Here is a 25539-nt window from a genome sequence, read left to right on the forward strand (position 1 = left end):
TCGTCAGTCCAGGAGGCCGTGCGCGGTCAACCGGTCCCGCAGGGCGGCGGCCAGGCCCTCGGCATCGAGGAAGTCGCTGACCGTGACGACGATCGGCGCGAGGTCGCCCAGCTCGGCGGTGTGCAGCTCCTGGCCGATGACGATGTCGGCGCGCATGCCGCGGGCGGTCGACACGTCGGTGGCCTCGACGCGCGCGGGCAGGCCGAGGGCGCGCAGGGCGTCCTCGGCGGTGATCTTCAGCATCAGACTCGACCCCATGCCGACGCCGCAGACGGTGATCACGTCGAGTGTCCGGTCCATGGTGTGCCTTACCCGCTTCCGGTCGTCCGACTTCGGTTCCGCTCGCCCCCGCCCGCCGTGCGCCGCTCCCTGCGCCCGAGGGCCAGGAGGATCGCGACGGTCGCCCCGAGCCCGATGACGGGGACGGCCCAGACCGCGGCGCCGCCGAGCAGCGGCCGCACCCCGGCGACCAGCCAGACCAGGAGGTACCAGTCAGGGTCGGCCAGGGTGGCGAGCTCGGGGGCGGTGCCGGAGAGCAGCCCCCAGGTGAGGGCCTGGCCGACGGCGAGGCCGAGCCCGGTGAGCGCGCCGCCCAGCACCGCGCCGGGCCAGCCGGCGACCGCGTTGCCGAACACGGCCGCGGCGCCGCCGACGAAGAAGAGCATGATCATGGGAGGCACCAGGGTGAACCACCCCGTCACGGCGAACAGTCCGAGGAGGGCGAGGAAGACGGCGGTGGCGGTGACGAAGCCGAGCATCACCGCCGTCGGCGCCACGGGGAAGATCGCGGGCGCGTCGAGGGCCGGCCGGGTGCCCGGGATGACCCGGTCGCTCAGCCCCTTGAAGGCGGGCACGATCTCGGCGAGGAACATCCGGACGCCGAAGAGCAGGATCGCGATCCCGCCCGCGAAACGCAGCCCGACGAGCAGCGCCCACACCCACGGGGACAGGGCGGGGTCGGTCTGCGCCGCCAGGTCGGCGACCCGGTCGGGGTCGGCGGCGGCGACCGCGCCGAGCAGCAGGGCGGAGACGACCAGGGCGGTGCTGACGTTGACGTCCTTGAAGAAGGAGAGTCGGCGGGGCAGGGCGATGCGCTCGGTGTCACGTGCCCCGCGGCCGCGGAGCGGCCGGGCGGCCAGGCCGGTGAGCACACACATCACCGAACTGGTGTGGGCGAAGCCGAAGCGGTCCTCGGGCATGACCCTGCGCATCAGCGGGCGCATCCACAGCGGTTGGAGGGTCCAGTAGGCCGCGACGACGGCGGTCCCGCACACCACGAGGGTGAGGCGGTCGGCGTCGGGGGCGGCGATCACCAGCGCGGCGACCGCGACCGTGCTGATCCAGAACATCAGGTGCCCGGTCAGGTAGAGGTAGCGGGCGGCGGGCAGCAGCCGGACCAGCAGGACATGGGTGAGGAAGCCGAGGGTGAGGACCAGGGCGACGGTTCCGCCGTGGAGGGTGAGGAACTCGGTGAGCGTCCGGTCGGCGGGAGGCGGTTCGGCGCCCACCGCGTCGGCGAGCACGGTCTGGAACCCTTCCAGCCCGCCGGTGAACACCTCGACGCCGATGAAGAGGATGACCACACCCACCGCGGCGCGCAACGCGCCGCCGACCACCTCCTCGACGGGTTTGCGCTGCAGCGCCAGCCCGGCCAGGGTGATCAGGCCGATGAGGAGCGGCACCTGGCCGAAGACGTTGTCGGCGAGGAACACCAGGGCGTCGGTGACGGTCGCGCCGATGGTGCCGGCCACGGTGTCGGCACGGGTGCCGGTGTCGGCGCTTACGTCCATGTCGCGGCCGTCTCCCTCACGCGTCGGGTACGTACAGGCGGATGTCGTCGACGACGGCGGAGCCCTCGTAGAAGTTCAGGTGGGGGTCGCCGATGATGAAGGTGTCGGGGTAGGCGGAGTCCGCGGGCCAGGCGTGTTCGGTGGTGTAGGTGCCGGCGTGGCCGGTGTGGGTGAGGGAGCGGTCGAACGCGCCGTCGTAGGCGCCGGGGGTCCGGTTGTAGTGCCAGATGGGTCGGCCGTCCTCGACGAACTCGTGGTGGAAGCGCAGGGTGATCGGCCCGGGTGGCCCGCTGTGCCGGAACGGTCCGCTCATCTCCAGGGTGTAGCCGGTGGCGTCGCGTTCGACGGCGAAGGTGTAGGCGGCTTCGGGAAGGAGTTCGGGGCGGAGTTCGGTGCCGGTGAGGATCCCGGAGTACCGGCCCTCGTCGTCGAAGGGCTCGTCCCCGGAGAATTCCCCGCAGGCGGTCTTGAAGTAGTACTCGTTGCCGACGTCGTTGATTCCCGAGCGCATTCTGTCGCCGCGGATGAAGATCGCGTTCACGCCGTTGTACGTTCCGTCCTCGACGCCGTGGATCCGCCCGGTTCCCGGGTCGCACACGGCGTTCTTCGCGGACCATTCCCGCTGGCTGTAATACCCGTCCATGACCACCTTGCGGCGAAAGTGGATCCCGGGGTTTCCCTGCGGCGACGGCGTGGGGTGGTCCAGTATCCCCAGATAGTAGAAGCCGTTCTCCTCGGTGACGTCGTGGTAGTCGCAGCGCTCGACTCCGGGAAGGGCGCCGTGGAAGGTCCAGGGGAAGCTCGTCTTGCACCCGGCTCCGGTCCGGTAGCCGTTGTACTTCCCCTCGTATTCCAGCGACCCGTCGCGCATTCCGCCGAAGTCGATGTCGCGCAGGGTCATCTCCACGCGGTAGCGCTCCGGGAGCGGGTCGGTGGAGCGGATCAGCACCCCGGCGTCCCAGCTGGGCTCGTGGATCCGCGCGGCGCGCTCACCGTCCGGCAGCTCCACGGTCGCCAGTCCGGGCTCGGAGTCGGGTGCTCCGGACCGGTCCTTGTCCACCGCGGCGATCTCCGCGGTCAGCCAGCCGCCGTCGCCGAACGCGACGCGTTTGCGGTAGACGTCGAAGGTGGCCGTCTGCTCGGAGAAGTCCGGGTCGCTGATCGCGTGCCACACCTCACCGTCGTCGCCGAACGGGTCCATGTACCACGGGCTCCGCGGCCCCTGCGGGTCGAGCGTCCACGGCACCTCGTCGATCCGCAGCGGATCGACGAAATCCTCCTCGGCGACAAGGCGCCATCCGGATAAATGATCGTTTTCGCCGGCGTCGGCCGACTGCGCCGCCAGAATCGCCGCGGCGATCGTGGCGGCGGCCGTTCTCCGGTACCGCATGCGGGGCCCTCCGGTCCGTTCGGAGGCGGGCTGGGAACGCCAGGGTAAAACGATTCCCGGCCCGAGTGAACGACCGTCGGGCCAATGCGGCCGAAACGCCCGACGGGTCGGCGGACCTCCGATCGAATACACGGGGTGAGCCGACGGGAAGTGCCAAATCGTCGGCCTCTCCCCCGCATCTTCGGCACTCGCACCCTCTGCTTCCACACTGACCGAAATTGGGAAAAGTCCCCGCGCGCGGCGCGTCCTCGATCTAGGCTTCCAGGGGGAGGCCGCCCGTCACCGCCGACCCCGCGGCCCACCGCACCGTCACGTGTCCGCCCGAGGGAGAGTGCACCGATGGCCCGTCCGTGTCCCCGCTGCGGCGGTTCCGGCAACAGCCCCGACGGCTCAGGCAAGTGCTACTTCTGCAAGGGAAACGGGGAAACCCTGCGCGCCCCGGCCCCCGCGTCATGACCGTCGACCCCACCGATCTCAGCCGCGGCGGGTCCTTCGACACCGCGTGGCGGACCTGGGCCGAGGGGTACGCCGCCGCCTCAGCGTCCGATCCCCCGCCGCCCGAACCGGACGCCCGGCCCCTCCACCTCTACGACCTGCTGCCGCCCGACGTCCTGCGGCGCCTCGACTGGGTCACGCTGCAGTGCGCCGCGATCACCAAGATCCTGCCCGGTAACCGGTGCGACTCCGACCTGGTGCTCCGCTTCGCGGCCACCTACCGGGAGCCCGGCCTGCGCCGGGTGCTGGACGACATGCGGCGCCACCCGCCCGGCCGGGTCGGCTGAGCGGCCCGGCTCAGCCGCGCGGCGGCCCCGGTTCCCCGGCCGGGTCGCCCGGCTCGGCGGCGTGCAGCGCCTCGGCCAGCTCGTCGACGACCAGGTGCTCCTCGTCCGTCTCGCCGCGGCTGTAGGCCACCCGGCCCAGGGTCTGGGCGAACACGGGGATGGTGGTGAACTGGAAGAGGGCGACCAGCAGCAGCGGGGCGGCCGCGGCCGGTCCGGGCAGTTGGAAGGCGGCCCCGGCGAGGATGAGCACCAGGCCGACCGTGTCGGGCTTGGTGGCCGCGTGCATGCGCGCGAGCACGGTCGGGAAGCGCAGCAGGCCGAGCGTGCCGAACAGGGTGAACAGCGCGCCGAGCGGCATGAGCACGGCGGTCATCACGTCAGTCCAGGTCATGCGCCCGCCTTTCGGCGAATCGCGCCGCCGTCAGCGTGGCGACGAACCCCAGCAGCGCGATGCTCACCAGCACACCGATGTAGGCGTTGTCGCCGCGCACCGCCATCTCCACCGCCATGAAGCTGACGAGCAGCACCGACAGTGTGCTCAGGCACATGATCCGGTCCAGCACGGAGGGCCCGCGCACCAGTCGGAACAGCACGAACAGCACGGACAGCGCCAGCATGGCGGACGTGGCCGTGTAGACGATACCGAGCATGTCTCACCCGCCCTTCGGCTCGTAGGTCGGTCGGTCACGGCGCGGATCAGGCACGTGCGGACCCCTCCTCCGCCGCCTCGAAGGCGGCGATGTCGTCGGCGGTGCCGAAAGCGCGTACGAACAGCTCCTCGATGCGGCGCGCGTGGCGGCGCACCCGCTCGGCATCCTCGGGTTCGGCGACCGGCAGGCCGTGCACGTAGATGACACCCTCGTCCCGGTTGAGCTCGATCACCAGGCTTCCGGTGATCAGTGACAGCCCCCCGGTGACCATGACCAGCAGCAGTTCGGAGTCGGTGCGCATGGGCACGGCCACGATGGCCCCGTTCACCTCGCGCGGCCGCCACACCACCCGGAAGGCCACCTGGAGGCTCGACGCGATCAGGTCGAAGAGGAAGCGCCCGGCCAGCCGGAGCACGCGCAGCGGGCGGAAGCCCAAGCGGACCGGGAGGTGCGGCAGCTTCGCCACCGAATAGCACAACGTGGCCACCGCGGCCCCGGCGAGGACCGTCCCCGGACTCGCGTCGCCCCACAGCAGCACCCACATCACGGTCAGCCAGGCGATGGTGGGCAGCCGCCCCAGGACCCGGCGCCAGCGGGGCCGCCCCGTCTCGGAGCCGACGTGGGTGCTCGCCGCGTTCATGAACCTCCTCCGGGAAGGACGGCCTCGATGTAGGCGCCGCCGTCGAGCAGGTCGTGCGCCGCGGTGAAGGACAGGTCGACCAGCGGGCCGCCGAGCACGGCGACGAGCACACCGACCCCGACCATGACCCCCGTCGTCACCGTCATCATCCGCAGCCCCGCCGCGTCGGGCCCTCGCTTGAGCTCGGCACGCGCGGTGAGCATGTCGGGAAGCGGGGTTCCCCAGAACGCGCGGGTCCACACGCGGAAGATCGCGATGATGGTGAGCAGGCTCGTCAGCAGCCCGGCACCGATGCCGACCCAGGTGAGCCACCCGCCGGCCTCGACCCCGGCCTGGAACAGCGCGACCTTGGCGATGAACCCCGACATCGGCGGGATGCCGGCGAGGCTGACCGCCGGCAGGAAGAAGAAGAGCGCCAGCGCGGGCGACACCGCTGTGAGGCCGCGGATGGACCGCAGCGAGGTGTGCCCGACGTACTGTCGGACCAACCCGTTGACCAGGAACATCGTGGCCTGCACGACGATGTGGTGGACCAGGTAGACCATCACCCCGGCGATCCCGGCCACCGTGTTGAGCGCCAGCCCGAAGATCATGAATCCGATGTGGCTGACCAGCGCGAACGACATGATCCGGTTGATGTCGTCCTGTACCAGGGCACCCAGGATCCCCACGATCATGGTGGCGATCGCGATCCAGAGCATCACGGCCGACACGTCGTCGCCGCCGAAGAGCAGCGTCTGGGTGCGGATGATGGCGTAGACCGCGACCTTCGTCAGCAGCGCCGCGAAGATCGCCGAGATGCGGGTGATCGCCACCGGATAGCTGTCGGGCAGCCAGAAGTGCAGGGGCACGATGGCCGCCTTGATGCCGAACACCACCAGGAACAGCAGCGCCAGCACCATGCGCAGGTCGTCGGGGGCGCCGTCGAGCTTGATGGCGATGTCGGCCATGTTGACGGTGCCGACGAGCGCGTACACCAGCGCGATCCCGGTGAGGAACAGGATCGAGGAGGTCAGGCCGACCACCGTGTAGATCATGGTGGCGCGTACCCGCGCCCGGGTCGGAGCCTGGGTGATCAGCGCGTAGCTGGCGGTCAGCATCACCTCGAAGGCCACGAACAGGTTGAACAGGTCGCCGGCCAGGAAGCTGAGGCAGACCCCGGCGGTGAGCACCAGGTACAACGGGTGGAAGGTCTGCGGGGTGGCGCTGCTGAGCCCGCCGATGTCCTGGCCGATGGCGTACAGCAGCACCAGCAGGAGCACCACGGACGAGACGGTCAGCAGCAGCGCGGCCAGCGGATCGGCCACCAGGGTGATGCCCAGCGGCGCCGCCCAGCCCCCGGCGTCGCTCGCGATGACGGTGCCGTCGGCGGTCAGCCACAGCAGCCACACGGCGTCGACGACGACCGCGGCCAGCGTGACGACGCCCGCGATCTGCTTGGAGCGGGGGGAGCGGCGGAGCAGCAGGGTGATGCCCGCGCCGAGCAGCGGGATGACGAAGGGTACGGCGAGCAGCAGGTTCACGCGGAGTCCTCCGGCTCACTCAGCCGCCCGATGCGCCGGTCCTCCAGGTCGTCGGGGACCTCGTCGTTGGCGTCACCCAGCCAGACCCGGTAGGCGAGCGCGAGCAGGAACGTGGTGACGCCGAAGGTGATGACGATGGCGGTCAACGCCAGCGCCTGGGGCAGCGGGTCGGAGATCGGTCCGTCGGGTCCGCCGAGCAGGGGTGGCAGGGTGATGGCGGCGTCGGTCAGCATCAGCGACAGGTTGGCGGCGTGCCCGAGCATCACGATGCCGAAGACGACGCGCATCAGGGAACGCTGCAGCAGCAGGTAGAAGCCGCAGGAGTAAAGGATCGCCACGGAGGCGACGAGGACGAGTCCGGGGACGTTCACGGCGTCTCGTTCCTCCCTTCCGTTGTCGGTCGGCCCGGGTCGGTACGGGGCTCCACCGCGCCGCCGGAGGGCGCGCGGCGGCGGCGCCGCAGCGCGCTCAGCGCCCGCGCCTCCTCTTCCTCCGCCTCCATGCGGGCGCCCAGTGCGGCGACGACCGCCAGCACGAGGCCGACGACGATGAACACGACGCCGAGCTCGAACAGGAGGTAGCTGGCGAACTTGACCTTGCCGAAGACGGGAAGGTCGGCGGTGTAGGAGAAGGTCCGCAGGATCGGGTCGCCCCACAGCAGCGGGGCCGTGGCGGTTCCGGCCGTGGCCAGCAGGCCGATCGCCAGCAGCCCCTGGGGGCGCGTCGGCAGCCCGGCGGCGAGCTCCTGCCGCCCGCCCGCGACGTAGCGCAGCACGTAGGCCATGCCGGCGACGAGTCCGGCGGCGAACCCGCCCCCCGGCCGGTCGTGCCCGGTGACGAGGAGGAACACCGCGAAAGTCAGGATGGAGGGGATGAGCAGCCGGGCGACCACCTCCAGCAGCACCGACCGCGGGCCGAAGGCCGGCCGCACGACCGTGCTCAGCCACCTCTCGCGGGGTGCCTCCCACCCCTCGGGCGGTCCGCCGCGCACCGGCGGTCCGTGCTGATCAGCCATGGCGCGTCCCCCTGTCCGCGTCCTCGTGTTCCTCCGGCGGATCCTCCACGACCACCCGGGCGCGCCGGTTGAGCAGGACGAGGGAGGCCACGGCGATGGCGGCGGTCGCGAGCACCACGACCTCGCCGAAGGTGTCCAGCGCCCGGAAGTCGGCGAGGATCAGATTGACCAGGTTGGCCCCGCCCGCCTCGGCTGCGAGGTCGGAGTAGCCGAGCGAGACGGGCGGATCGGTGCGTGCGGCCGTCATCGCCCACAGGGCGACGGCGATGAACGTTCCGGCTGCGGCACACAGCAGCACGGTGAGGCGCTTGCCCCAGCCGTCGGGCCGGGTGCCGAACGTCGCGGGCAGCCGCCGCAGCACGAACAGCAGGATGATGGTGGTCAGTGTCTCCACCAGGATCAGGGTGAGTGCCAGGTCGGGGGCGCCGTAGAGCACGAACAGCCCGGCCACGCCGAAGCCGGTGGCGCTGATGAGGATCAGCGCGCCGAACCGGCGGTGTTCGCGGATGGTGGCGACCGCGGTGACCGCGATGACCACGGCGACCAGGCCCTCCAGCGGGGAGTTCCACAGCAGCGGCCCGTTGTCGCCGCCGGGGAGTTCGATGCCGCCGCCGACCAGGCCCATGACCAGGTAGGTGCCGGGCAGCGCGAGCAGGGTGGCGAGGATGATGCCCAGGTAGACCGGGAGTGACCCGCTCTGCGTGCGCCGGGTGACGCCCAGGGCAGCGGAGTACACCGCGTGCAGGACGAGATGGTAGCCGACCTCGGCATCGGGCCAGCGCGGCATGGCGTTCTGCACCCGGGTGAGCCGGCCCCGACCGACGAACAGCAGCCCACCGGCCGCGATCACCAGCGCGGTCAGCCCCAGTACCGGGGTGAGGCCGTGCCACAGCGCGAGGTGGTAGGGCTCCCCCTCGGGGAACGCGGCGGCGTGCCCCTGGGCGATCGCGTCGACGGGCGCCGGGTAGAGCCCCAGGAGCAGACCCAGTGCCGAGGTCAGCACGGGCGCGGCGACGAACGGGGCGGCGGGCGCGGTGAACCGCCGCTCGGAGACCGTCTCCTTGTCGGCGAAGGCGCCCCATACGAACCGCGCGCTGTAGGCGAACGTCAGGATCGAGGCGATCACCAGGCCGGTGAGCATGATCGGGCCGGTGAGCGGCCAGTCGCCCGGCGCCTGTCCGGGGAGGAACCCCTCCAGCGCCGCCTCCTTGCCGACGAAGCCCAGCAGCGGCGGGAGCCCGGCCATCGACGCGGCGGCCGACGCGGCGGCCGCGGTCAGCACGGGCATCCGGCGGCCGATCCCGGTGAGCAGGGAGATGCTGCGGGTGCCGGTCTGGTGGTCGATGATGCCGACGGTGAGGAACAGGGTGGACTTGAAGAAGCCGTGCGCGAGCAGCACCCCGATGGTGGCGGCCGCCGCCGTCTGCGTTCCCGCCCCGGCGAGCAGGGTGAGAAAGCCCAGCTGGCTGACGGTGCCGTAGGCGAGCAGCAGCTTCAGGTCGTCCTGGCGCAGCGCGCGCCAGCCGCCGATGACCATGGTGGCCAGGCCGAACGACAGCACGATCGCCCGCCAGGGGTCGACGTCGGCGAAGCCCGGGGCGAGCCGGGCGATGAGGTAGACGCCGCCCTTGACCATGGCAGCGGCGTGCAGGTAGGCGCTGACCGGTGTCGGCGCCACCATGGCGCCGGGCAGCCAGAAGTGCAGGGGCGCCTGGGCGGACTTGGCGAACGCCCCGACGAGGATGAGCACGAGGGCCGCGGGCAGCAGGGGGTGGTCCAGCGGCGGGTGGGCCAGCAGCTCGGAGATGCGGTAGCTGCCGCCGATCCGGCCGAGCAGGATGAACCCCAGCAGCATCGGCAGGCCGAATCCGGCGGTGACGACCAGCGACTGGGTGGCGGAGCGCCGCGCCTGCTCCTTGCGGTCGTCGTGGCCGATGAGCAGGAAGGAGGTGACGGAGGTCAGCTCCCAGAAGACGAACAGCGCGAACAGGTTGTCGGTGGTGACGACGCCGAGCATCGACCCGGCGAACAGGACCAGCAGGGAGGCCAGCCGGCCCAGGGCACGCTCGTCGGCGTGAAAGTACCAGGCGCAGTAGCCGAAGATGACCGCACCGACACCGCTGACCAGCAGCACCATGGCCAGTGCGAGGGGGTCGAGGAGCAGGTCGAAGCCGATGCCCAGGCCCGGGACCCAGGCGATGGAGGCGGTTGCGGGGATCCCGGCCACGACGGCGGGGGCGTGGGCGAGCGCCCACACGGCCGCGGTCGCGGGCGGCACCGCCGCTACCAGGAACGCGCGCGGGCCGAGCGCGCGCACCAGCCGCGGCAGCAGCACGGCGACCGCTGCGTGCAGCAGGAGGATGAAGGGCAACAGCATGGGGAGGCCAACCATCGGGAGCGCTCCGGAGTGCGCGGTTCTCACCTCCGGGCGGTGGGCGGACGGGGTGGGACGGGGTCGGGCGGACCGGACACCGCAAGGTTAGCCTGAGTCACACGGTGCGCCTTGACTCCGACGCGATCCGGTGTAACATTCGCCGCGCTTTTTCACCCTCCGCCAATGGATACTTTCCGTTACTTCCCACCCCGACCAGGCATGACGCCGACGACAGGCGCAGGCGGTCGCCGCGGATTCCCGCATTCGCCGTGTTTGATCTCACCGAACGCCCGAAAAGCCGCTCCAGGACCGGTTGCGGCCCGCTCCGGCGGAACCGGACACACCCCCGGACATCATCACCCAAAGTAGTCATCGCCGACGTTCACCCCCGGTCCCCCGGCGCCGCGGAGAGCACGTTCACGCGGTTTTAACGGGATCTTGACGCCCCCGCACAGCGCGGTTTCCGGCGCCGCGCCGCGCCCGATGGGGGCGATCGGTTCGCGCTGGTCGCCGCCGCGGGCCAGAATGACCGGCATGGCCCGTACTACATCCGCTCCCCCCGAGGAACCCGCCGAGAAGATCATCGACATCGACGTCTCCGAGGAGATGCGCGGCAGCTTCCTGGAGTACGCATACTCGGTGATCTACTCGCGGGCGCTGCCGGACGCCCGCGACGGGATGAAACCGGTGCAGCGCCGCATCCTCTACCAGATGAACGAGATGGGGCTGCGCCCCGACCGCGCCCACGTCAAGTGCGCCCGCGTGGTCGGCGAGGTGATGGGAAAGCTGCATCCGCACGGCGACAGCGCGATCTACGACGCCATGGTGCGGATGAGCCAGGACTTCGCCATGCGTGTCCCGCTCGTCGACGGGCACGGCAACTTCGGGTCCCTGGGCGGTGACGACGCCCCGGCCGCCATGCGCTACACCGAGGCGCGGATGGCCCGCGCCGCCGAGCTCCTGGTCGGCTCGATCGACGAGGACGTCGTCGATTTCCAGCCCAACTACGACGGCCAGGAGACCGAGCCCGAGGTCCTTCCGGCGGCCTTCCCCAACCTCCTGGTCAACGGCGCCTCCGGGATCGCGGTGGGCATGGCCACCAACATGGCCCCGCACAACCTGGGCGAGGTCATCGCCGCCGCGCGGCACCTCATCGCCCACCCCGACGCCACGCTGGACGACCTCATGGAGTTCGTCCCCGGCCCGGACCTGCCCACGGGCGGGAGCATCAACGGACTCGACGGCGTCCGCGACGCCTACGCCAAGGGCCGCGGCACCTTCCGGACCCGCGCGACCGTCTCCATCGAGAAGGTCTCGCCGCGCCGCACAGGCCTGATCGTCACGGAGCTCCCCTACAGTGTCGGCCCGGAGAAGGTCATCGCGCGGATCAAGGAGCTGGTCCAGGCCAAGAAGCTGCAGGGCATCTCCGACCTGAAGGACCTCACCGACCGCAACCAGGGCCTGCGGCTGGTCATCGAGCTGAAGAACGGCTTCAACCCCGAGGCGGTGCTGGAGGAGCTGTACCGCCTCACACCGATGGAGGAGTCCTTCGGCATCAACAACGTGGCGCTCGTCGACGGCCAGCCGCAGACGCTGGGCCTGCGCGAGCTGCTGCAGGTCTTCGTCGACCACCGCCTCGACGTGGTGCGCCGCCGCTGCGAGTACCGCCGCGCCAAGCGCCAGGAGCGCCTGCACCTGGTCGCCGGCCTGCTGATCGCGCTGCTCAACATCGACGAGGTCATCGCGCTGATCCGGGAGTCCGAGGACACCGCGCAGGCGCGGCAGCGGCTGATGTCGGCCTTCGAGCTGTCCGACACCCAGGCCCGCTACATCCTCGACACACCGCTGCGCCGCCTCACCAAGTACGACCGGCTGGAGCTGGAGACCGAGCGCGACCGGCTCAACGAGGAGATCGCCGAGCTCACCGCGATCCTGGACTCGGACAAGAGGCTGCGCCGCCTGGTCTCGGGCGAACTGGCCAAGGTCGCCAAGGAGTTCGCCACCCCGCGCCGCACCGTGCTGCGGGAGAGCTCCGGCGCCACGCGCAGCGCCGTGATCCCGCTGGAGATGGGCGACGAACCCTGCCACGTACTGATGAGCACCACCGGCCGGCTCGGCCGCAGCAAGGGTGCCGCCGTGCCGCGGATGCACGACGGGCTGCGCGCCGAGCACGACGCCGTGGCCGTGTCGATCCCCGCCACCACGCGCAGCGACATCGGGTTCATCACCGACCTGGGCAGGATGATCCGCGTCCCGGTGCTGGAACTTCCCGAACTGCCCGACGGGGACGGCGACACCCCCGCTCTGGCCGCGGGGCTCCCTGCGGACGAGTTCGTGGCGCTGGGCGAGGGCGAGCGGCTCGTGTCGGTCGTCGCGATGTACGCCGACGGCCCGGGGATCGTCCTGGGCACCGAGCAGGGCGTGGTCAAGCGCGTCGCTCCCGACTACCCGCCGAACAAGGACGACTTCGAGGTCATCGGCCTCAAAGACGGTGACCGTGTGGTGGGCGCCGCCCAACTGTCCACCGGCGAGGAGGACCTCGTCTTCATCACCTCCCAGGCGCAGCTGCTGCGCTTCTCCGCATCAGGTGTGCGCCCGCAGGGACGCGCCGCCGGCGGTGTGGCCGGGGTGAAGCTGCCCGAGGAGGCGCGCGTGGTGTGGTGCGGCGCGGTCGCTCTGCCGGAGGACTCGGTGGTCGTCACGGTCACCGGGGCCTCCACGGCGCTGCCGGGCACGCAGGCGGGGTCGGCGAAGGTGACGCCGTTCGAGGTGTACCCGGCCAAGGGGCGCGCCACCGGCGGTGTCCGTTGCCAGCGCTTCCTGAAGGGGGAGGACACCCTGCTGTTCGCGTGGATCGGCCGGGCGCCGGCCCGCGCCAACCGGGCCGACGGCGGCCCGGTCCGGCTTCCCGACCTCGACCAGCGGCGCGACGGCTCCGGAGAGCCGCTGACCAGCCCCATCGCCACGGTGGGCAGCGGGCGGACCGACGCCGGGGTGACACCCCCGGCCTGATCGGCGCCGATGACGGCGCGAACACCCGGTGTGCGGCCGCCGCCCCTGCCTTGGAAGAATGGGGGGAGCCGCACACCGCCGACGGGGGCCGCACGCGCTCACGGCGTGCGAGCAGGGAAAGTGGAGAGGGACGATCCGATGAGTGGCGCGTTCGACGACGTGTTCAAGGCCAACGACGACTATGTCGCCCGGTTCCGCCTGCAGGGCCTGCAGCCCGTGGCCGCCCGCGGACTGGCCCTGGTCACCTGTATGGACTCGCGTATCGAGCCGCTGGACACGCTCGGCCTCCAGCCCGGCGACGCCAAGATCCTGCGCAACGCCGGCGCCCGCGTCACCGACGACACCCTGCGCACCCTGGTGCTGGCCGTCTACCTGCTGGGGGTCGACCGGGTGCTCGTCCTCCCGCACACCCGTTGCAAGATGGCCTCGGTGGCCAGCGACGACGAGGTGCACGACACCATCCTGGACACCTACGGGGTCGACACCCGCAGCCTGGAGTTCAAGACCGACAACGACCAGCTCGGCGCGCTCAAGCACGACCTTGAGCGGATCCGGCACCACCCGCTGCTGCCGAAGGGGCTTCCGGTGGGCGGCGCGATCTACGACGTGGACACCGGCCGGGTCACCCCCGTCGGCTCCTGAACCCCCGCCCGACGCGCGGGAATAGGCCGCCGGGGGCAGGTGTTGTGATGCGGAGACGCAGGGGGTGCACGTGGAGGAGACCACCTACGAGACCTACGCGCGCGGCCGCATGTACTTCGACCTCGGGGACCCCATCGGAGCAGCCCGGATCCTGGCTCCCCTCGCCGACGCCGAACCGCGCAGCCGCTCGATCCTGGAACTCCTGGGGCGGGCCTACTTCCACTCCGCCCAGCTGCGGAAGGCCGAGGACACCTTCCGCCGACTGGTCGAACTCGACCCGTGCGACAGCTGGGCGCACATCGCCCTGGCGCGCGCCCTGGAGCGCCAGAACCGCGAGGACGAGGCCGCCCCGTACCGGCGGCTGCACGCCGTCATGTCCGGCGGCTCACTCGACTGACCGCCCGGTGCGGCCCCGGCCGGCTCCGGTGCCGCACCGTTCCCCCCGCGCCAAAGCCGCACCGACCTGCGGGAACACCCGTCGCTCCGGGGTAGCATGCGGCGTATGACAGCCTCGGGAGACGAGAACGGTTCCGCCTGGGTCGACCGCAGCTGCGCGCGCACCCGCTCGTGGGTCGACGAGGCGATGCGCAGGGTCGTCGCCGACGCCAACCGCTCTGCCGACACCCACCTGCACGTGGTCCCCCTCCCGGCGGAGTGGGGCATCGACCTCTACCTCAAGGACGAGTCGGTGCACCCCACCGGCAGCCTGAAGCACCGGCTGGCCCGGTCGCTGTTCCTCTACGGGCTGGCCAACGGGTGGATCCGCGAGGGCACCACGATCGTCGAGGCCAGCTCGGGCTCGACCGCCGTCTCCGAGGCGTACTTCGCCCGCCTCATCGGCCTCGACTTCGTCACGGTCATGCCGCGCTCCACCAGCCCGGAGAAGATCGAACTGATCGAGCGCTTCGGCGGGCGCTGCCACTTCGTGGACGTCCCCGCGGAGATGTACGGCGAGGCCGAGCGGTTGGCGGCCGAGTGCGGCGGCCACTACATGGACCAGTTCACCTACGCCGAACGGGCCACCGACTGGCGCGGCAACAACAACATCGCGGAGTCGATCTTCGAGCAGCTCACCATGGAGCCGCACCCCGTCCCCGACTGGATCGTCGTGGGAGCCGGTACAGGCGGCACCTCCGCCACCATCGGCCGCTACCTTCGCTACCGGCGCCACCACACCCGGCTGGCCGTGGTCGACCCGGAGAACTCCGCGTTCTTCCCCGGCTGGGTCACCGGATCGGCCGACCACACCACCGGTATGCCGTCGCGTATCGAGGGCATCGGGCGCCCGCGTATGGAGCCGAGCTTCGTCCCCTCGGTCATCGACCTGATGGTCCCGGTGCCCGACGCAGCGAGCATCGCGGCGATGCGCCACCTCAACGACACCACCGGGCTGTGCGCGGGGGGTTCCACCGGCACCAACATGTGGGGGGTGTGGCAGCTCGTCGCGCGCATGCTGCGCGAGGGGCGGCGGGGCAGCGTCGTCACCCTGCTGTGCGACGGTGGCGAGCGCTACCGGCACAGCTACTACGCCGACACGTGGGTGGCCGACCGCGGCCTGGACCTGGCGCCCTACACCGCCGCCATCGAGCGCTTCCTGTCGGCCGGGACATGGAGCCCTCCCCCGACGGTCGGCGGCACGGAGTAGCGGACCGGCACGCCCACCACCACACCCCGACCGCGGAGCGGATCCACCCGACGAAGCTGCACGGTCATCCGCGTCGCCCCCGGCCGCCGGAAGCCGGCGGTCCGTCAACGATCGATGGGCCGATCTTTACCGCCCCACGGTGTCCCATGTCACATTCCACGGGAAGGGTAGAGGCGTTGGCCGCCGTCGGGGGAGGCACCCCGTCCCGGGGTTCGACGGCGGAACGTTCTGCCATGGGCAATAGGGGGATGCACATGTCCTGTAACTCGTGTTCGGCCGCCGACCCGCAGCGGAGGGCCGCGCAGTGAGCCACCAGACGACCCACCGGACCCACACAGCACGCGTACCCGGCCAGCCCCGTGCCACCGAGGCGGCCCCCGTCGCCGCCGAACGTGGACCGGGCACCGTCGAGGTCACGCTGACCGTCAACGGGACCGTGCACGACATCGAGATCGAACCCCGTGTGAGCCTGCTCGACGCGCTGCGCGAGCACCTCGACATCACCGGCCCCAAGAAGGGCTGCAACCAGGGCGCCTGCGGCGCCTGCACGGTCTGGGTGGACGGCCGCCGCGTCGTCTCCTGCCTGACCCTGGCCATCTCCTGTGAAGGACATGAGGTCACCACCGTCGAAGGGCTCGCCGACGGCGATGAACTGCACCCGATGCAGCAGGCCTTCGTCGAACACGACGCGTTCCAGTGCGGGTACTGCACACCCGGCCAGCTGATGTCCGCCATCGCACTGATCGAGGAGGGCCACGCCGACGACGACGCCGAGATCCGCGAGTGGATGAGCGGCAACATCTGCCGGTGCGCCGCCTACCCCAACATCTGCTCGGCGATCCGCGCCGTCCGCGACGCGTCGGAAGGGGGCCGGTGATGCAGCCGATCGCCTACACCCGCGTCTCCGACGTCACCTCCGCCATCACCGAGGCCGCGTCCGACCCCGGCAGCGAGTTCCTGGCCGGCGGCACCACCGAGGTCGACATGCTCAGGATCGGCGTGGCGCGGCCGCGCCGCGTCGTCGACATCAACGACCTGCCGATCTCCCGTATCGAGGAGCTGCCCGGCGGCGGTATCCGCCTCGGCGCCCTGGCCAGGATGAGCGACGTCGCCCAGGCGCCGAGCGTGCGCCAGCGCTTCCCGATGGTCGCCCAGGCGCTGGAGCTCGGCGCCTCGGCGCAGCTGCGCAACATGGCGTCGATGGGCGGCAACCTCATGCAGCGGGTGCGCTGCTCCTATTTCCGGGAGGGGACCGCCCCCTGCAACAAGCGGGTACCCGGCAGCGGGTGCGCCGCGATCGACGGGGTCAACCGCGGCCACGCCGTCCTCGGCACGAGCGAGCACTGCATCGCGACCCACCCGTCGGACGTCGCGGTCCCGCTGGTGGCGCTCGACGCCGTCGTGCACATCCAAGGGCCGCAGGGGACCCGCACCGTCGGCTTCGACGACTTCTTCCTGCTGCCCGGGGACACCCCGGACCGGGAGCACCCGATCGGCCACGGTGAGCTCATCACGGCGATCGACATCCCGCCGATGCCGATGGCCCGCAGGTCCCACTACCTCAAGGTGCGCGACCGGGAGTCCTACGAGTTCGCCCTGACCGCGGCGGCCGTGGCCATGCGGATGGAGAACGGGGTCATCGGCGAGGTCCGCATCGGGCTCGGGGGTGTGGCCACCAAGCCCTGGCGGGCCCGGCGCGCCGAGGAGGTCCTGACCGGGCAGCGACCCGACCGGGAGACCTTCGAGCGGGCCGCACGCGAGGAGATGGCGCCGGCCGTCCGGCGGAGCATGAACGGGTTCAAGGCCGAACTGGGCCGACGCACGATGGTCCGGGCCCTGGAGACGGTCGCGGCGATGGGAGGCACAGCGTGAGGCCGACCGAGCAACCGGAAGCGCCGGTGCCGACCGGCCCCAGACCCCACAGCTCCGGCGCTGGAGGGCGCGAGGAGACCGAGCGTGAGGGAGGCCGCAACGCGAGGCCGACCGAGCAACCGGAAGCGCCGGTGCCGACCGGCCCCAGACCCCACAGCTCCGGCGCTGGAGGGCGCGAGGAGACCGAGCGTGAGGGAGGCACAGCATGAGTACTCCGACGAAAGCCGAGATCGGGCGGCCCCTCGACCGTATCGACGGGCGCTCCAAGGTCACCGGTAGCGCTCGGTACTCCGCCGAGGTCACGCCGCAGGGGACGGCGCACGCCATCATCATCGGCTCGGAGATACCGGCGGGCAGCGTCACCGCCGTCGACGACGCCGACGCCCTGGCGGCCGAGGGCGTCCTGGCCGTACTCAGCCACGTCAACATGCCCCGAATCGCCACGGAGCCGCACCTGATCCCGTCGCTGGCGGGCACCACGGCCCATGGGCAGAGCTTCTTCCCGATGCAGGACGCCAAGGTGCACTACGCGGGCCAGCCCGTGGCCGTGGTCGTCGCCGACACCCTCGAACGGGCTCAGTTCGCCGCCAGGCTGCTGCGGATCTCCTACGAGCGGGAGCCGGCGACGACCACCGTCGCCGAGGGGCGCGACCATGCCTATGAAGCCGAGCGGATCTTCGGCGGGATGATTCCCGGCCGGGCCGAACGCGGCGATATCACGGCCGGGTTGGCCGACGCCGAGGTGCGGGTCGACCGCACGTACCACCTGGCCGCCAACCACCACAACCCGATCGAGATGTCGGCGACGACCGCCGTGTGGGAGGACTCGCGGCTGACCCTGTACGACGCCACCCAGGGCCCCACCGCGACCCGGCTGACGGTGGCCGAGCTCCTCGGCATCCCGCCGTCCAACGTCCGTGTGATCAGCGACTACGTGGGCGGCAGCTTCGGGTCCAAGGCGATGATCTGGCACCATCCGGCGCTGGCCGCGTTCGCCGCCCAGCACGTGCGGGCACCGGTGAAGCTCGTCCTGATCCGCGAGCAGATGTTCGACGGCTGCGGGCACCGGGAGGAGCAGGAGCAGCGGGTGGTCCTCGGGGCGCGGCGCGACGGCACGCTCACCGGGATGCTCCACCACAAGCTCTCGCCGACGTCGCACTTCGACGACTGGGCGGAGCCGTCGCTGAACGTCGCGTCGCAGATGTACGCCTGCCCCAACTATGAGGGTGTGTACCGCCTGTTCAAAGCCAACACCATGACGCCGACGTTCATGCGCGGCCCGGGCGAGGCGTCCGGTGTGTTCGCGGTGGAGACGGCGATGGACGAGCTCGCCTACGAGCTGGGCATGGACCCGATGCAGCTGCGGCTGCACAACCATGCCGACGTCGACCCGGAGTCCGGGCGACCGTGGTCCAGCAAGGGGCTCAAGGAGTGCTACGCGCGCGGCGCGGAGCTCTTCGGGTGGTCCGACCGCGACCCGCGCCCCGGGGTCCGCCGCGAGGGGAACTGGCTCATCGGCACGGGGATGGCCACCGCCATCTACCCGGTCTACCTGCCGATGAACCCGCAGCGGGCGCGCGCCCGCATCTACGCCGACGGCCACGCCGTGATCGAGAGCGGGGCCGCGGACTTCGGCACCGGTGTGGGCACGGTGATGGCGCAGGTGGCGGCCGACGGGCTCGGTGTGTCCACCGACCTCGTGGCGGTCCACTACGGCGACACCGAGCTGCCCAACACCGTCGCCGCGGTCGGATCGGCCGGTGCCGGGGCGGTCAGCGCGGCCGTGCACACCGCGGCCACCGCGCTGCGCGACCAGCTCATCGCCCAGGCGGTGGCCGACGCCCGGTCGCCGTTGCACGGCGCGGACCCGGCCGGTGTCGAGGTGCGCGACGGGCGGATGATGCTGCGGGACCGTCCCGACACCGGTGAGACCTACGCGGAGCTGCTGCAGCGCAACATGATGTTCGACGCCGAGACGCTGGGGTCGTGGAACCCGCCCGGGCCGGACACCGGCCACGGCATGGCCACCTTCGGCGCCCAGTTCGCCGAGGTCGCGGTCGACCCGGAGCTGGGGGTGGTCCGGACGCGCCGGATGGTCGGCGTGTTCGCGCCCGGCCGGGTGCTCAACCTCAAGACCGCGCACAGCCAGCTGATGGGCGGCATGCTGTGGGGGCTCAGCCAGGCGCTGCTCGAAGCCACGCATATGGAGCCGCAGCTCGGCCGCTGGGCCAACCCCAGCCTTGGCGAGTACCTGCTGCCCGTGCACGCCGACATCCCGGACGTGCGTGTGGAGACGATCGAGGTCGAGGACCGGGTCGTCAACCCGCTCGGTGTCAAGGGCGTCGGCGAGATCGGCATGGTGGGCGTGTCGGCGGCCATCGCCAACGCCGTCTTCCACGCCACCGGAAAGCGCTTCCACGAGCTGCCGATCACCATCGAGAGGGTGATGTGATCCGCTGACATGGCAGTGACACGGCGTCCGCCGTGCGCCCCGCCGTCCGGGGGCGGACGGCGGGCGCCGCCGTCGGTACGGCGGGTCAGGTGTCGATGCGGTTGAGGTCCAGCTCCTGGGCGCCCTTGCTGATGAACTCCCGCCGCGGCGCGACCTCGTTGCCCATGAGCAGGCCGAAGACCTTGGCGGCCTCTTCGGCGTGCTCCACCTGGATGCGGCGCAGCGTGCGGAACCGCGGGTCCATCGTGGTCTCGGCGAGCTGGTCGGCGTCCATCTCGCCCAAGCCCTTGTACCGCTGGACCGGCTCCTTCCAGCTGAGCCCTTTCTTCTCCAACTCCAGCAGGGTGCGCTGCAGCTCACCGTCGGAGTAGGTGTAGATGTAGCGGTCCTCGGGCTTGGCCCCGCGCTTCTTGCGGACGTTGGTCAGCTCGATCCGGTGCAGCGGGGGCACCGCGGCGAACACCCGCCCGGCCTCCAGCATCGGCCGCATGTAGCGGTAGAACAGCGTCAGCAGCAGGCAGCGGATGTGCGCGCCGTCGACGTCGGCGTCGGCCATGAGGATGACCCGGCCGTAGCGAGCCGCGTCCAGGTCGAAGGTGCGGCCCGAACCGGCACCGATGACCTGCAGGATCGCCGCGCACTCGGCGTTCTTCAGCATGTCGGCGACCGACGACTTCTGCACGTTGAGGATCTTGCCGCGGATGGGCAGCAGCGCCTGGAACTCCGAGTCGCGGGCGAGCTTGGCGGTGCCCAGGGCGGAGTCGCCCTCGACGATGAACAGCTCGCTGCGGTCGAGCCCCTCGCTGCGGCAGTCGACCAGTTTCGCCGGGAGCGCCGAGCTCTCCAGGGCGTTCTTGCGGCGCTGGGTCTCGCGCTGCTGACGGGCGGCCAGCCGCGCCTTGGCCGCGTTGACGACCTTCTCCAGCACCGCGCGGGCCTGCTGCTTCTCACCGCGCTTGGTGGAGGTGAGGAAGTGCCGCAGCTCCTTGCCGACCACGGAGGAGACGATCCGGGAGGCGGCGGAGGTCCCCAGGATCTCCTTGGTCTGGCCCTCGAACTGCGGCTCGGGCAGTCGCACCGTGACCACGGCCGTCAGCCCTTCGAGGACGTCCTCCTTGGTGACCGCCTCGTCGTTGGCCTTGAGCAGCTTGGTGGTGCGCAGCTGGTCGTTGATCACCCGCACCAGCGCCCGCTCGAACCCGGCCATGTGGGTGCCGCCCTTGGGCGTGGCGATGACGTTCACGAACGAGCGCGCCGTGGTCTCGTAGCCGCTGCCCCAGCGCAGCGCGATGTCGACCTCCAGCTGCCGTTCGACGTCGGTGGGCACCATGTGGCCCAGGTCGTCGAGGACCGGCACGGTCTCGGTGAAGTGCCCGGTGCCCTCGATGCGCAGGACGTCGTTGATCGCCTCGTCGGGGGCGAGGTAGGTGCAGAACTCGCCGATGCCGCCGTCGAAGCGGAACTCCTCCTCATAGGGCTGCTCCTCCGCGGAGCGTTCGTCGCGCACCGCGATGGTGAGGCCCGGGATGAGGAAGGCGGTCTGCCGGGCGCGGTCCAGCAGGGACTCGCGCGTGATGTCGGCGTCCTTCAGGAAGATCTGGCGGTCGGCCCAGAAGCGGATGCGGGTGCCGGTGACCTTCTTGGCCACGCGGCGCACCTGCTGCAGGCCGGAGGCCGCGGCGAAGTCGGCGTCCGGCCCGGGGGCGGCGAAGCGTCCCGGGATGCCGCGGCGGAAGCCGATGGAGTGGGTGTGCCCGGCGCGGTCGACCTCCACGTCCAGGCGGGCGGAGAGCGCGTTGACCACCGAGGCACCCACGCCGTGCAGGCCACCGGAGGCGGTGTAGGACCCGCTGCCGAACTTGCCGCCCGCGTGCAGCTTGGTCATCACCAGCTCGACGCCGGACAGTCCGGACTTGGGCTCGACGTCGACCGGAATACCGCGCCCGTCGTCGCGGACCTCCACCGATCCGTCGCGGTGCAGCACGACGTCGATGCGGGTGCAGAACCCGGCCAGGGCCTCATCGACGGAGTTGTCGATGATCTCCCACATGCAGTGGGTCAGTCCGCGGCTGTCCGTCGACCCGATGTACATGCCGGGGCGCTTGCGTACCGCCTCCAGGCCCTCCAAGACCGACAGGTGCCGTGCGGAGTAATCCTCTGGTTCATGGACGGCTGCGGTGAGGGCGGTCACGTGGACATCTCCTGCGGTCGAAGGACAGGGACAGGCGCACGGCCGGGGAGGGTGCGCGGTACACGGGCGGCCGAGGGCGGGCGGTCAGGCCCGGCTTGGTTCACGGGTGTGACAGGACCCGGCCTCCCCGGCCACTCGCGCGGACTCGGGGCGCGACCGCCGAGAGCGACGGCGCGTGCGGCTCACTGCCCGCCCGGCGGCAGTGAGGCGGGCGCTTCTCCCTCTCCCGGCCACACCACGCGCGACATTACCATCTCCGGCCCGCTCGGCCCGGCTGCTCCCCATCCGCCCGATAGCTGGGCGTGTCGTCGGGTACAACTCGAAGAAGATGACCCCCACCATCCGGGTGAAGCAGACCACAAACCCCGAGATTCCGCTGTCGGCGTACAGAGGAGCTGGTTGGGAAGCTCTTCGTCCGGTTAGATGTTGTCCAGGGTGACTAACGCCGAGCATTGAGGAAGGCGAAGTGACTGGAACTCTTGCCCCCACGCAGCCCCTGAGCGCTGCAGACCGCTGCGACCGCTGCGGAGCGCAGGCGTACGTCCGAGTGGTTCTCAACACCGGTGGCGAACTACTGTTCTGCGCGCACCACATGCGCAAGCACGACGATTCGATCAGAAAGATCGCCTCGGAGATCCAAGACGAGACGAGTCGCCTCCACAAGGAACCGGCCACAACGCCCGACGAGGAGCGTTAGGTCAGAACTCCCCCAGACGTCCGGCGGCGGCCTCCACCACGGAGGCCGCCGCCGTTGTCGTGTGAGCCGGGACAGCGAAACCCGCTCGTTCCGCTCTGCCGCATGCCCTGCACACGCCGTATGTATCGCCGCGGTTTCCCTGCACCGCAGAGCCGGTGCGTATATCTTGGTGTTCAGTTCGTATATATGAACCGACGCACCGACGCCAGTGAGGCGAGATGACGAAAGTCCTGATCGACATCGACGACGAGGCCCTCACTCAGGCCACGGAGCTGCTGGGCACGAAGACCAAGAAGGACACGGTCAACGCGGCCCTGCGTGAGGTCGTGCGGCAGATGAAGCGCGCCCGAGCCCTCGCTGACATGCGTGAACACGCTGCCGAAGGTGGGTTTGACCTCGACCTGCTCATGGACAAGCGGAACTACCGCCGGTGAGCCAGGCGCATTACCTCATCGACACCAGTGCGCTGGCGCGACTCCTTGCCAAGCCCGACAGCCTCCCGGAATGGGATCGGGCGATGCGATCCGGAGTCATCGCGGTCAGCCCGGTGACCGAGCTGGAGTTCTTGTACAGCGCCCGGTCGCAGACCGATCGAGAGCGCATGGTGCGAAATCTCAACGACATGCTCCTACCCGCCCCCTTCGACGAGCGCCACAACGCGCGTGCATGGCAGGTACAGGGCCTGCTCACCCAACACGGGGAGCACCGCAGCGCAGGCCCCATCGACCTGCTGGTCGCATCGTGCGCGGAGGTCACCGGGTTGACATTGCTCCACTACGATCGGGACTTCGAAACGATCGCCCGCCACACCGGCCAGCCCACGCGGTGGGTGGCCGAGCCCGGTTCCCTGTGAGTGAGAAGCGCATGTTGATCCTGCTACCCCCGTCCGAAGGCAAGGCGAGTGCGGGGGACGGTCCGAAGTTGGACCTGTCCGCGTTGAGCCTGGCCGAGGTGACCGAGGCGCGCGAGACGGTGTTGGACGCGCTGGAGCGGGTGTGCTCGGGGCCGGTGGAGACGGCGCGGGAGGTGCTGGGGCTGTCCGCGCGGCAGACCGATGCCGTCGAGCGCGATCTGCAGGTGCGCATCGCGCCCACGCTGCGGGCGGCCGACCTCTACACCGGCGTGCTCTTCGACCACCTGCGCCTGCCCGAGCTGCTGGCCGGGGGCGCCGCGGCGCGTGCCCGGGAGTCGGTGCTCATCTTCTCCGGGCTGTGGGGCGCGGTCGGGGTCGCCGACCCGCTGCCGCCCTACCGGTTGTCGATGGGGGTCAAGCTGCCCCCGCTGGGCGCGCTCGGGGCGTTCTGGCGGTCCCGGCTGACCGACGCGCTCGCCGCGCGGGCCGAGGGGCGGCTGATCGTGGACTGCAGGTCGGCGGCCTATGCCGCCGCGTTCGTGCCCACCGGTGCGGCAGCCGAGCGAGCGGTCGCGGTGCGGGTGCTCCGCGAGACCACGAGCGGAGGCGTCACCAAACGATCGGTGGTCAGCCACATGGCCAAGGCCACCCGCGGGGCCATCGCGCACACGCTGCTCGCCGAGGGGGTGGAGGCGGCCACCCCGCGGGAGCTGGCCGACGCCCTCAACGACCTCGGGCACACCGCCGAGCTGAGCGCGCCCGCGCGCGGGAAGCGGCCGGCCACGCTCGACGTCGTCGTGCGCGAGTGACCCGGGCGTGACCGCGGCGCCGCGGGGGTGAGTGCTCCTCCCCCGCCGCCGTGTCAGGCCATCTTGAGGTCGACCAGCGCCGTGGCGAACTCGTGCCGGGCCGACTGCCGGTACCCCCACGGCTTGGCGACGAGGTGGTTGCCCACCTGCTCCAGGTGCCAGCGCGCCGCGTCATGGGCCCCCGCCTCGTAGAAGCACCAGCCGAAGTAGTGGTGGGCGGCCAGGTCGTCCGGGTGCGGGCCGGGTGCCGCCGTGCACCACTTGGCGGCCGCCGCCCGCAGCTCCGCCACGGCGGCCTCGGACCAGTGCTCCTCCTGGAACTTCACGTACTCCCAGGTCTTGTCCTGGTGCTCGACCAGGTCGTCGTAGACGCGCTGGACGTACTCGTAGTGCGCCATCGGCAGCAGGTAGGGAACCGGGTGCCCGTTGGGTGCCAGGGCGACGGTCTCGCGGGCGAAGGCGAACATCTCCGCGTGCGACCCGTACCACTTCTCGCACAGCACCTGCAGGCGGCGCCAGTTCGCGTCGATGAGGAAGCGGGCACGCTGGGCGACGTTGGCCCAGATCCGGTCCTGCCGGTCGCGGTCGAGCTGCATGCCCATCCCGTAGGCGAGCATCTCGTGCCAGGGGGTGGGGTCGTCGGGGCGCAGCTTGGCGGCTTCGAGCAGGGGTTCCTCGGCGGCTCCGAGGCTGGCGAAGAAGAGCTTGTAGCGGTCCTCGCCGACGGTGTCGGAGTACCCGCCGCCGCGGATCTCCCAGGCCTCGCTGACCAGCGTGGAGCCGAGCCAGACCAGGATGTCGGCGGCGTCTTCGGCCGGCATTCCGTCGGCTAGGAGGTCGAAGACCTCCCCGCTGCGTCCGATCGCGGCATCGCCCAGTGTGCCCACCCGGCTGACCCGCAGCTCGTGGTCGTAGCGGCACTCGCGCAGCAGCGCCAGCCCGGCCTGCAGGTAGCCGTCGCCCACGGCCTGCGCGCCCGCGCTCAGCGCCGGGTCCTGCCATAGGCCGGTGGTGACGAAGCCTTCGGCGAGCGCCTCGATCTTCGCCTTCTTCTTGCGGTTGCCGAACAGTCCCATGGTTCTGCGACATTAGCGGCAGAACGGACGGGGCGGCGCCCCAGGGCCCCGAGCACGGGTAACGAACCGGTCTCGGTCCTTTATCTCAGTCCTACACGGCATCCGGCAGGATCGTTCCCGTCGGAT

At 71.1% G+C, this 25539-nt stretch carries 25 protein-coding genes; 12 read left to right on the plus strand and 13 right to left on the minus strand.

What is annotated here, in order from left to right; translation table 11 throughout:
* Window positions 1-3 precede the first annotated feature (3 nt).
* The 3 genes from HNR23_RS13970 to HNR23_RS13980 are packed head-to-tail and all read right to left on the minus strand — an operon-like array spanning window position 4 to window position 3180.
* Window positions 4-300, minus strand: a complete 297-nt coding sequence (locus HNR23_RS13970) for a PTS sugar transporter subunit IIB (RefSeq protein ID WP_184075993.1) — start codon at window positions 298-300, stop codon at window positions 4-6.
* An 8-nt stretch (window positions 301-308) separates the two neighbouring features.
* Window positions 309-1790 (minus strand): PTS transporter subunit IIC, encoded by a 1482-nt coding sequence (locus HNR23_RS13975; protein ID WP_184075994.1) that lies wholly within the window; start codon window positions 1788-1790, stop codon window positions 309-311.
* Window positions 1791-1806: 16 nt separating this feature from the next.
* Complete coding sequence (locus HNR23_RS13980; RefSeq protein ID WP_184075995.1) at window positions 1807-3180, minus strand: hypothetical protein; 1374 nt, start codon at window positions 3178-3180, stop codon at window positions 1807-1809.
* 452 nt (window positions 3181-3632) lie between these two features.
* Between HNR23_RS13980 and HNR23_RS13985 the strand changes: the two genes are divergently transcribed.
* Window positions 3633-3962 (plus strand): hypothetical protein, encoded by a 330-nt coding sequence (locus tag HNR23_RS13985; protein WP_184075996.1) that lies wholly within the window; start codon window positions 3633-3635, stop codon window positions 3960-3962.
* A 10-nt stretch (window positions 3963-3972) separates the two neighbouring features.
* On the opposite strand, the gene mnhG is transcribed toward HNR23_RS13985, so the two are convergent.
* The 8 genes from mnhG to HNR23_RS14025 form a co-directional block, all read right to left on the minus strand.
* Window positions 3973-4353, minus strand: coding sequence for a monovalent cation/H(+) antiporter subunit G (gene mnhG, locus HNR23_RS13990; RefSeq protein WP_184075997.1), 381 nt, complete (start codon window positions 4351-4353; stop codon window positions 3973-3975).
* A complete protein-coding gene (locus tag HNR23_RS13995; protein ID WP_184075998.1) occupies window positions 4340-4612 on the minus strand; it encodes a monovalent cation/H+ antiporter complex subunit F in 273 nt (90 codons plus the stop codon). The genes mnhG and HNR23_RS13995 overlap by 14 nt, the downstream gene beginning before the upstream one ends.
* A 46-nt stretch (window positions 4613-4658) precedes the next feature.
* Complete coding sequence (locus HNR23_RS14000; RefSeq protein ID WP_184075999.1) at window positions 4659-5252, minus strand: Na+/H+ antiporter subunit E; 594 nt, start codon at window positions 5250-5252, stop codon at window positions 4659-4661.
* On the minus strand, window positions 5249-6775 hold the full coding sequence (locus HNR23_RS14005) for a Na+/H+ antiporter subunit D (RefSeq protein WP_184076000.1): 1527 nt from the start codon (window positions 6773-6775) through the stop codon (window positions 5249-5251). Before HNR23_RS14005 ends, HNR23_RS14000 begins: the two co-directional genes overlap by 4 nt.
* Window positions 6772-7146, minus strand: a complete 375-nt coding sequence (locus HNR23_RS14010) for an NADH-quinone oxidoreductase subunit K (protein ID WP_184076001.1) — start codon at window positions 7144-7146, stop codon at window positions 6772-6774. The genes HNR23_RS14005 and HNR23_RS14010 overlap by 4 nt, the downstream gene beginning before the upstream one ends.
* On the minus strand, window positions 7143-7790 hold the full coding sequence (locus tag HNR23_RS14015; RefSeq protein WP_184076002.1) for an MnhB domain-containing protein: 648 nt from the start codon (window positions 7788-7790) through the stop codon (window positions 7143-7145). Before HNR23_RS14015 ends, HNR23_RS14010 begins: the two co-directional genes overlap by 4 nt.
* The gene (gene mbhE / locus HNR23_RS14020) at window positions 7783-10167 is read right to left on the minus strand and encodes a hydrogen gas-evolving membrane-bound hydrogenase subunit E (protein ID WP_184076003.1); all 2385 of its coding nucleotides are present in this window, start codon (window positions 10165-10167) and stop codon (window positions 7783-7785) included. The genes HNR23_RS14015 and mbhE overlap by 8 nt, the downstream gene beginning before the upstream one ends.
* 353 nt (window positions 10168-10520) lie before the next feature.
* The gene (locus HNR23_RS14025; RefSeq protein ID WP_184076004.1) at window positions 10521-10700 is read right to left on the minus strand and encodes a hypothetical protein; all 180 of its coding nucleotides are present in this window, start codon (window positions 10698-10700) and stop codon (window positions 10521-10523) included.
* Here HNR23_RS14025 and HNR23_RS14030 point away from each other — a divergent pair.
* From HNR23_RS14030 to HNR23_RS14060, 7 genes are all read left to right on the plus strand, one after another.
* Window positions 10699-13176, plus strand: coding sequence for a DNA gyrase/topoisomerase IV subunit A (locus HNR23_RS14030; RefSeq protein WP_184076005.1), 2478 nt, complete (start codon window positions 10699-10701; stop codon window positions 13174-13176). The two genes, HNR23_RS14025 and HNR23_RS14030, sit on opposite strands and share 2 nt — an antisense overlap.
* 138 nt (window positions 13177-13314) lie before the next feature.
* Window positions 13315-13818, plus strand: a complete 504-nt coding sequence (locus HNR23_RS14035) for a beta-class carbonic anhydrase (protein ID WP_184076006.1) — start codon at window positions 13315-13317, stop codon at window positions 13816-13818.
* Window positions 13819-13888: 70 nt separating this feature from the next.
* A complete protein-coding gene (locus HNR23_RS14040; protein WP_184076007.1) occupies window positions 13889-14215 on the plus strand; it encodes a tetratricopeptide repeat protein in 327 nt (108 codons plus the stop codon).
* A 105-nt stretch (window positions 14216-14320) separates the two neighbouring features.
* Window positions 14321-15463, plus strand: a complete 1143-nt coding sequence (locus HNR23_RS14045) for an L-cysteine desulfhydrase Cds1 (RefSeq protein ID WP_184076008.1) — start codon at window positions 14321-14323, stop codon at window positions 15461-15463.
* A 304-nt stretch (window positions 15464-15767) separates the two neighbouring features.
* The gene (locus tag HNR23_RS14050; RefSeq protein ID WP_184076009.1) at window positions 15768-16340 is read left to right on the plus strand and encodes a (2Fe-2S)-binding protein; all 573 of its coding nucleotides are present in this window, start codon (window positions 15768-15770) and stop codon (window positions 16338-16340) included.
* Entirely contained in the window at window positions 16340-17335 is a 996-nt protein-coding gene (locus HNR23_RS14055) for an FAD binding domain-containing protein (RefSeq protein ID WP_184076010.1), read from the plus strand. Before HNR23_RS14050 ends, HNR23_RS14055 begins: the two co-directional genes overlap by 1 nt.
* A gap of 205 nt (window positions 17336-17540) precedes the next feature.
* A complete protein-coding gene (locus HNR23_RS14060; RefSeq protein WP_184076011.1) occupies window positions 17541-19787 on the plus strand; it encodes a xanthine dehydrogenase family protein molybdopterin-binding subunit in 2247 nt (748 codons plus the stop codon).
* An 85-nt stretch (window positions 19788-19872) separates the two neighbouring features.
* Here HNR23_RS14060 and HNR23_RS14065 read toward each other — a convergent pair whose 3' ends face one another.
* Entirely contained in the window at window positions 19873-21978 is a 2106-nt protein-coding gene (locus tag HNR23_RS14065) for a DNA gyrase subunit B (protein ID WP_184076012.1), read from the minus strand.
* A 466-nt stretch (window positions 21979-22444) separates the two neighbouring features.
* Here HNR23_RS14065 and HNR23_RS26815 point away from each other — a divergent pair, with 466 nt between their 5' ends.
* The 4 genes from HNR23_RS26815 to yaaA all read left to right on the plus strand — a co-directional run bounded on the left by HNR23_RS26815 (window position 22445) and on the right by yaaA (window position 24337).
* The gene (locus HNR23_RS26815; RefSeq protein ID WP_343070560.1) at window positions 22445-22675 is read left to right on the plus strand and encodes a DUF7455 domain-containing protein; all 231 of its coding nucleotides are present in this window, start codon (window positions 22445-22447) and stop codon (window positions 22673-22675) included.
* 218 nt (window positions 22676-22893) lie between these two features.
* Window positions 22894-23109 (plus strand): type II toxin-antitoxin system VapB family antitoxin, encoded by a 216-nt coding sequence (locus tag HNR23_RS14070; RefSeq protein WP_184076013.1) that lies wholly within the window; start codon window positions 22894-22896, stop codon window positions 23107-23109.
* Window positions 23106-23528 (plus strand): PIN domain-containing protein, encoded by a 423-nt coding sequence (locus HNR23_RS14075; RefSeq protein ID WP_184076014.1) that lies wholly within the window; start codon window positions 23106-23108, stop codon window positions 23526-23528. The genes HNR23_RS14070 and HNR23_RS14075 overlap by 4 nt, the downstream gene beginning before the upstream one ends.
* Before the next feature lie 11 nt (window positions 23529-23539).
* Window positions 23540-24337 carry a peroxide stress protein YaaA gene (gene yaaA, locus HNR23_RS14080; protein WP_184076015.1) on the plus strand — a complete coding sequence of 266 codons (798 nt, stop codon included), beginning with the start codon at window positions 23540-23542 and terminating at the stop codon, window positions 24335-24337.
* A 53-nt stretch (window positions 24338-24390) separates the two neighbouring features.
* Here the strand turns inward: yaaA and HNR23_RS14085 are convergent, their stop codons facing one another.
* Entirely contained in the window at window positions 24391-25413 is a 1023-nt protein-coding gene (locus HNR23_RS14085) for a hypothetical protein (protein WP_184076016.1), read from the minus strand.
* Between the last annotated feature and the right edge of the window lie 126 nt (window positions 25414-25539).

The organism is Nocardiopsis mwathae, assembly GCF_014201195.1.
GTDB lineage: Bacteria > Actinomycetota > Actinomycetes > Streptosporangiales > Streptosporangiaceae > Nocardiopsis_C > Nocardiopsis_C mwathae.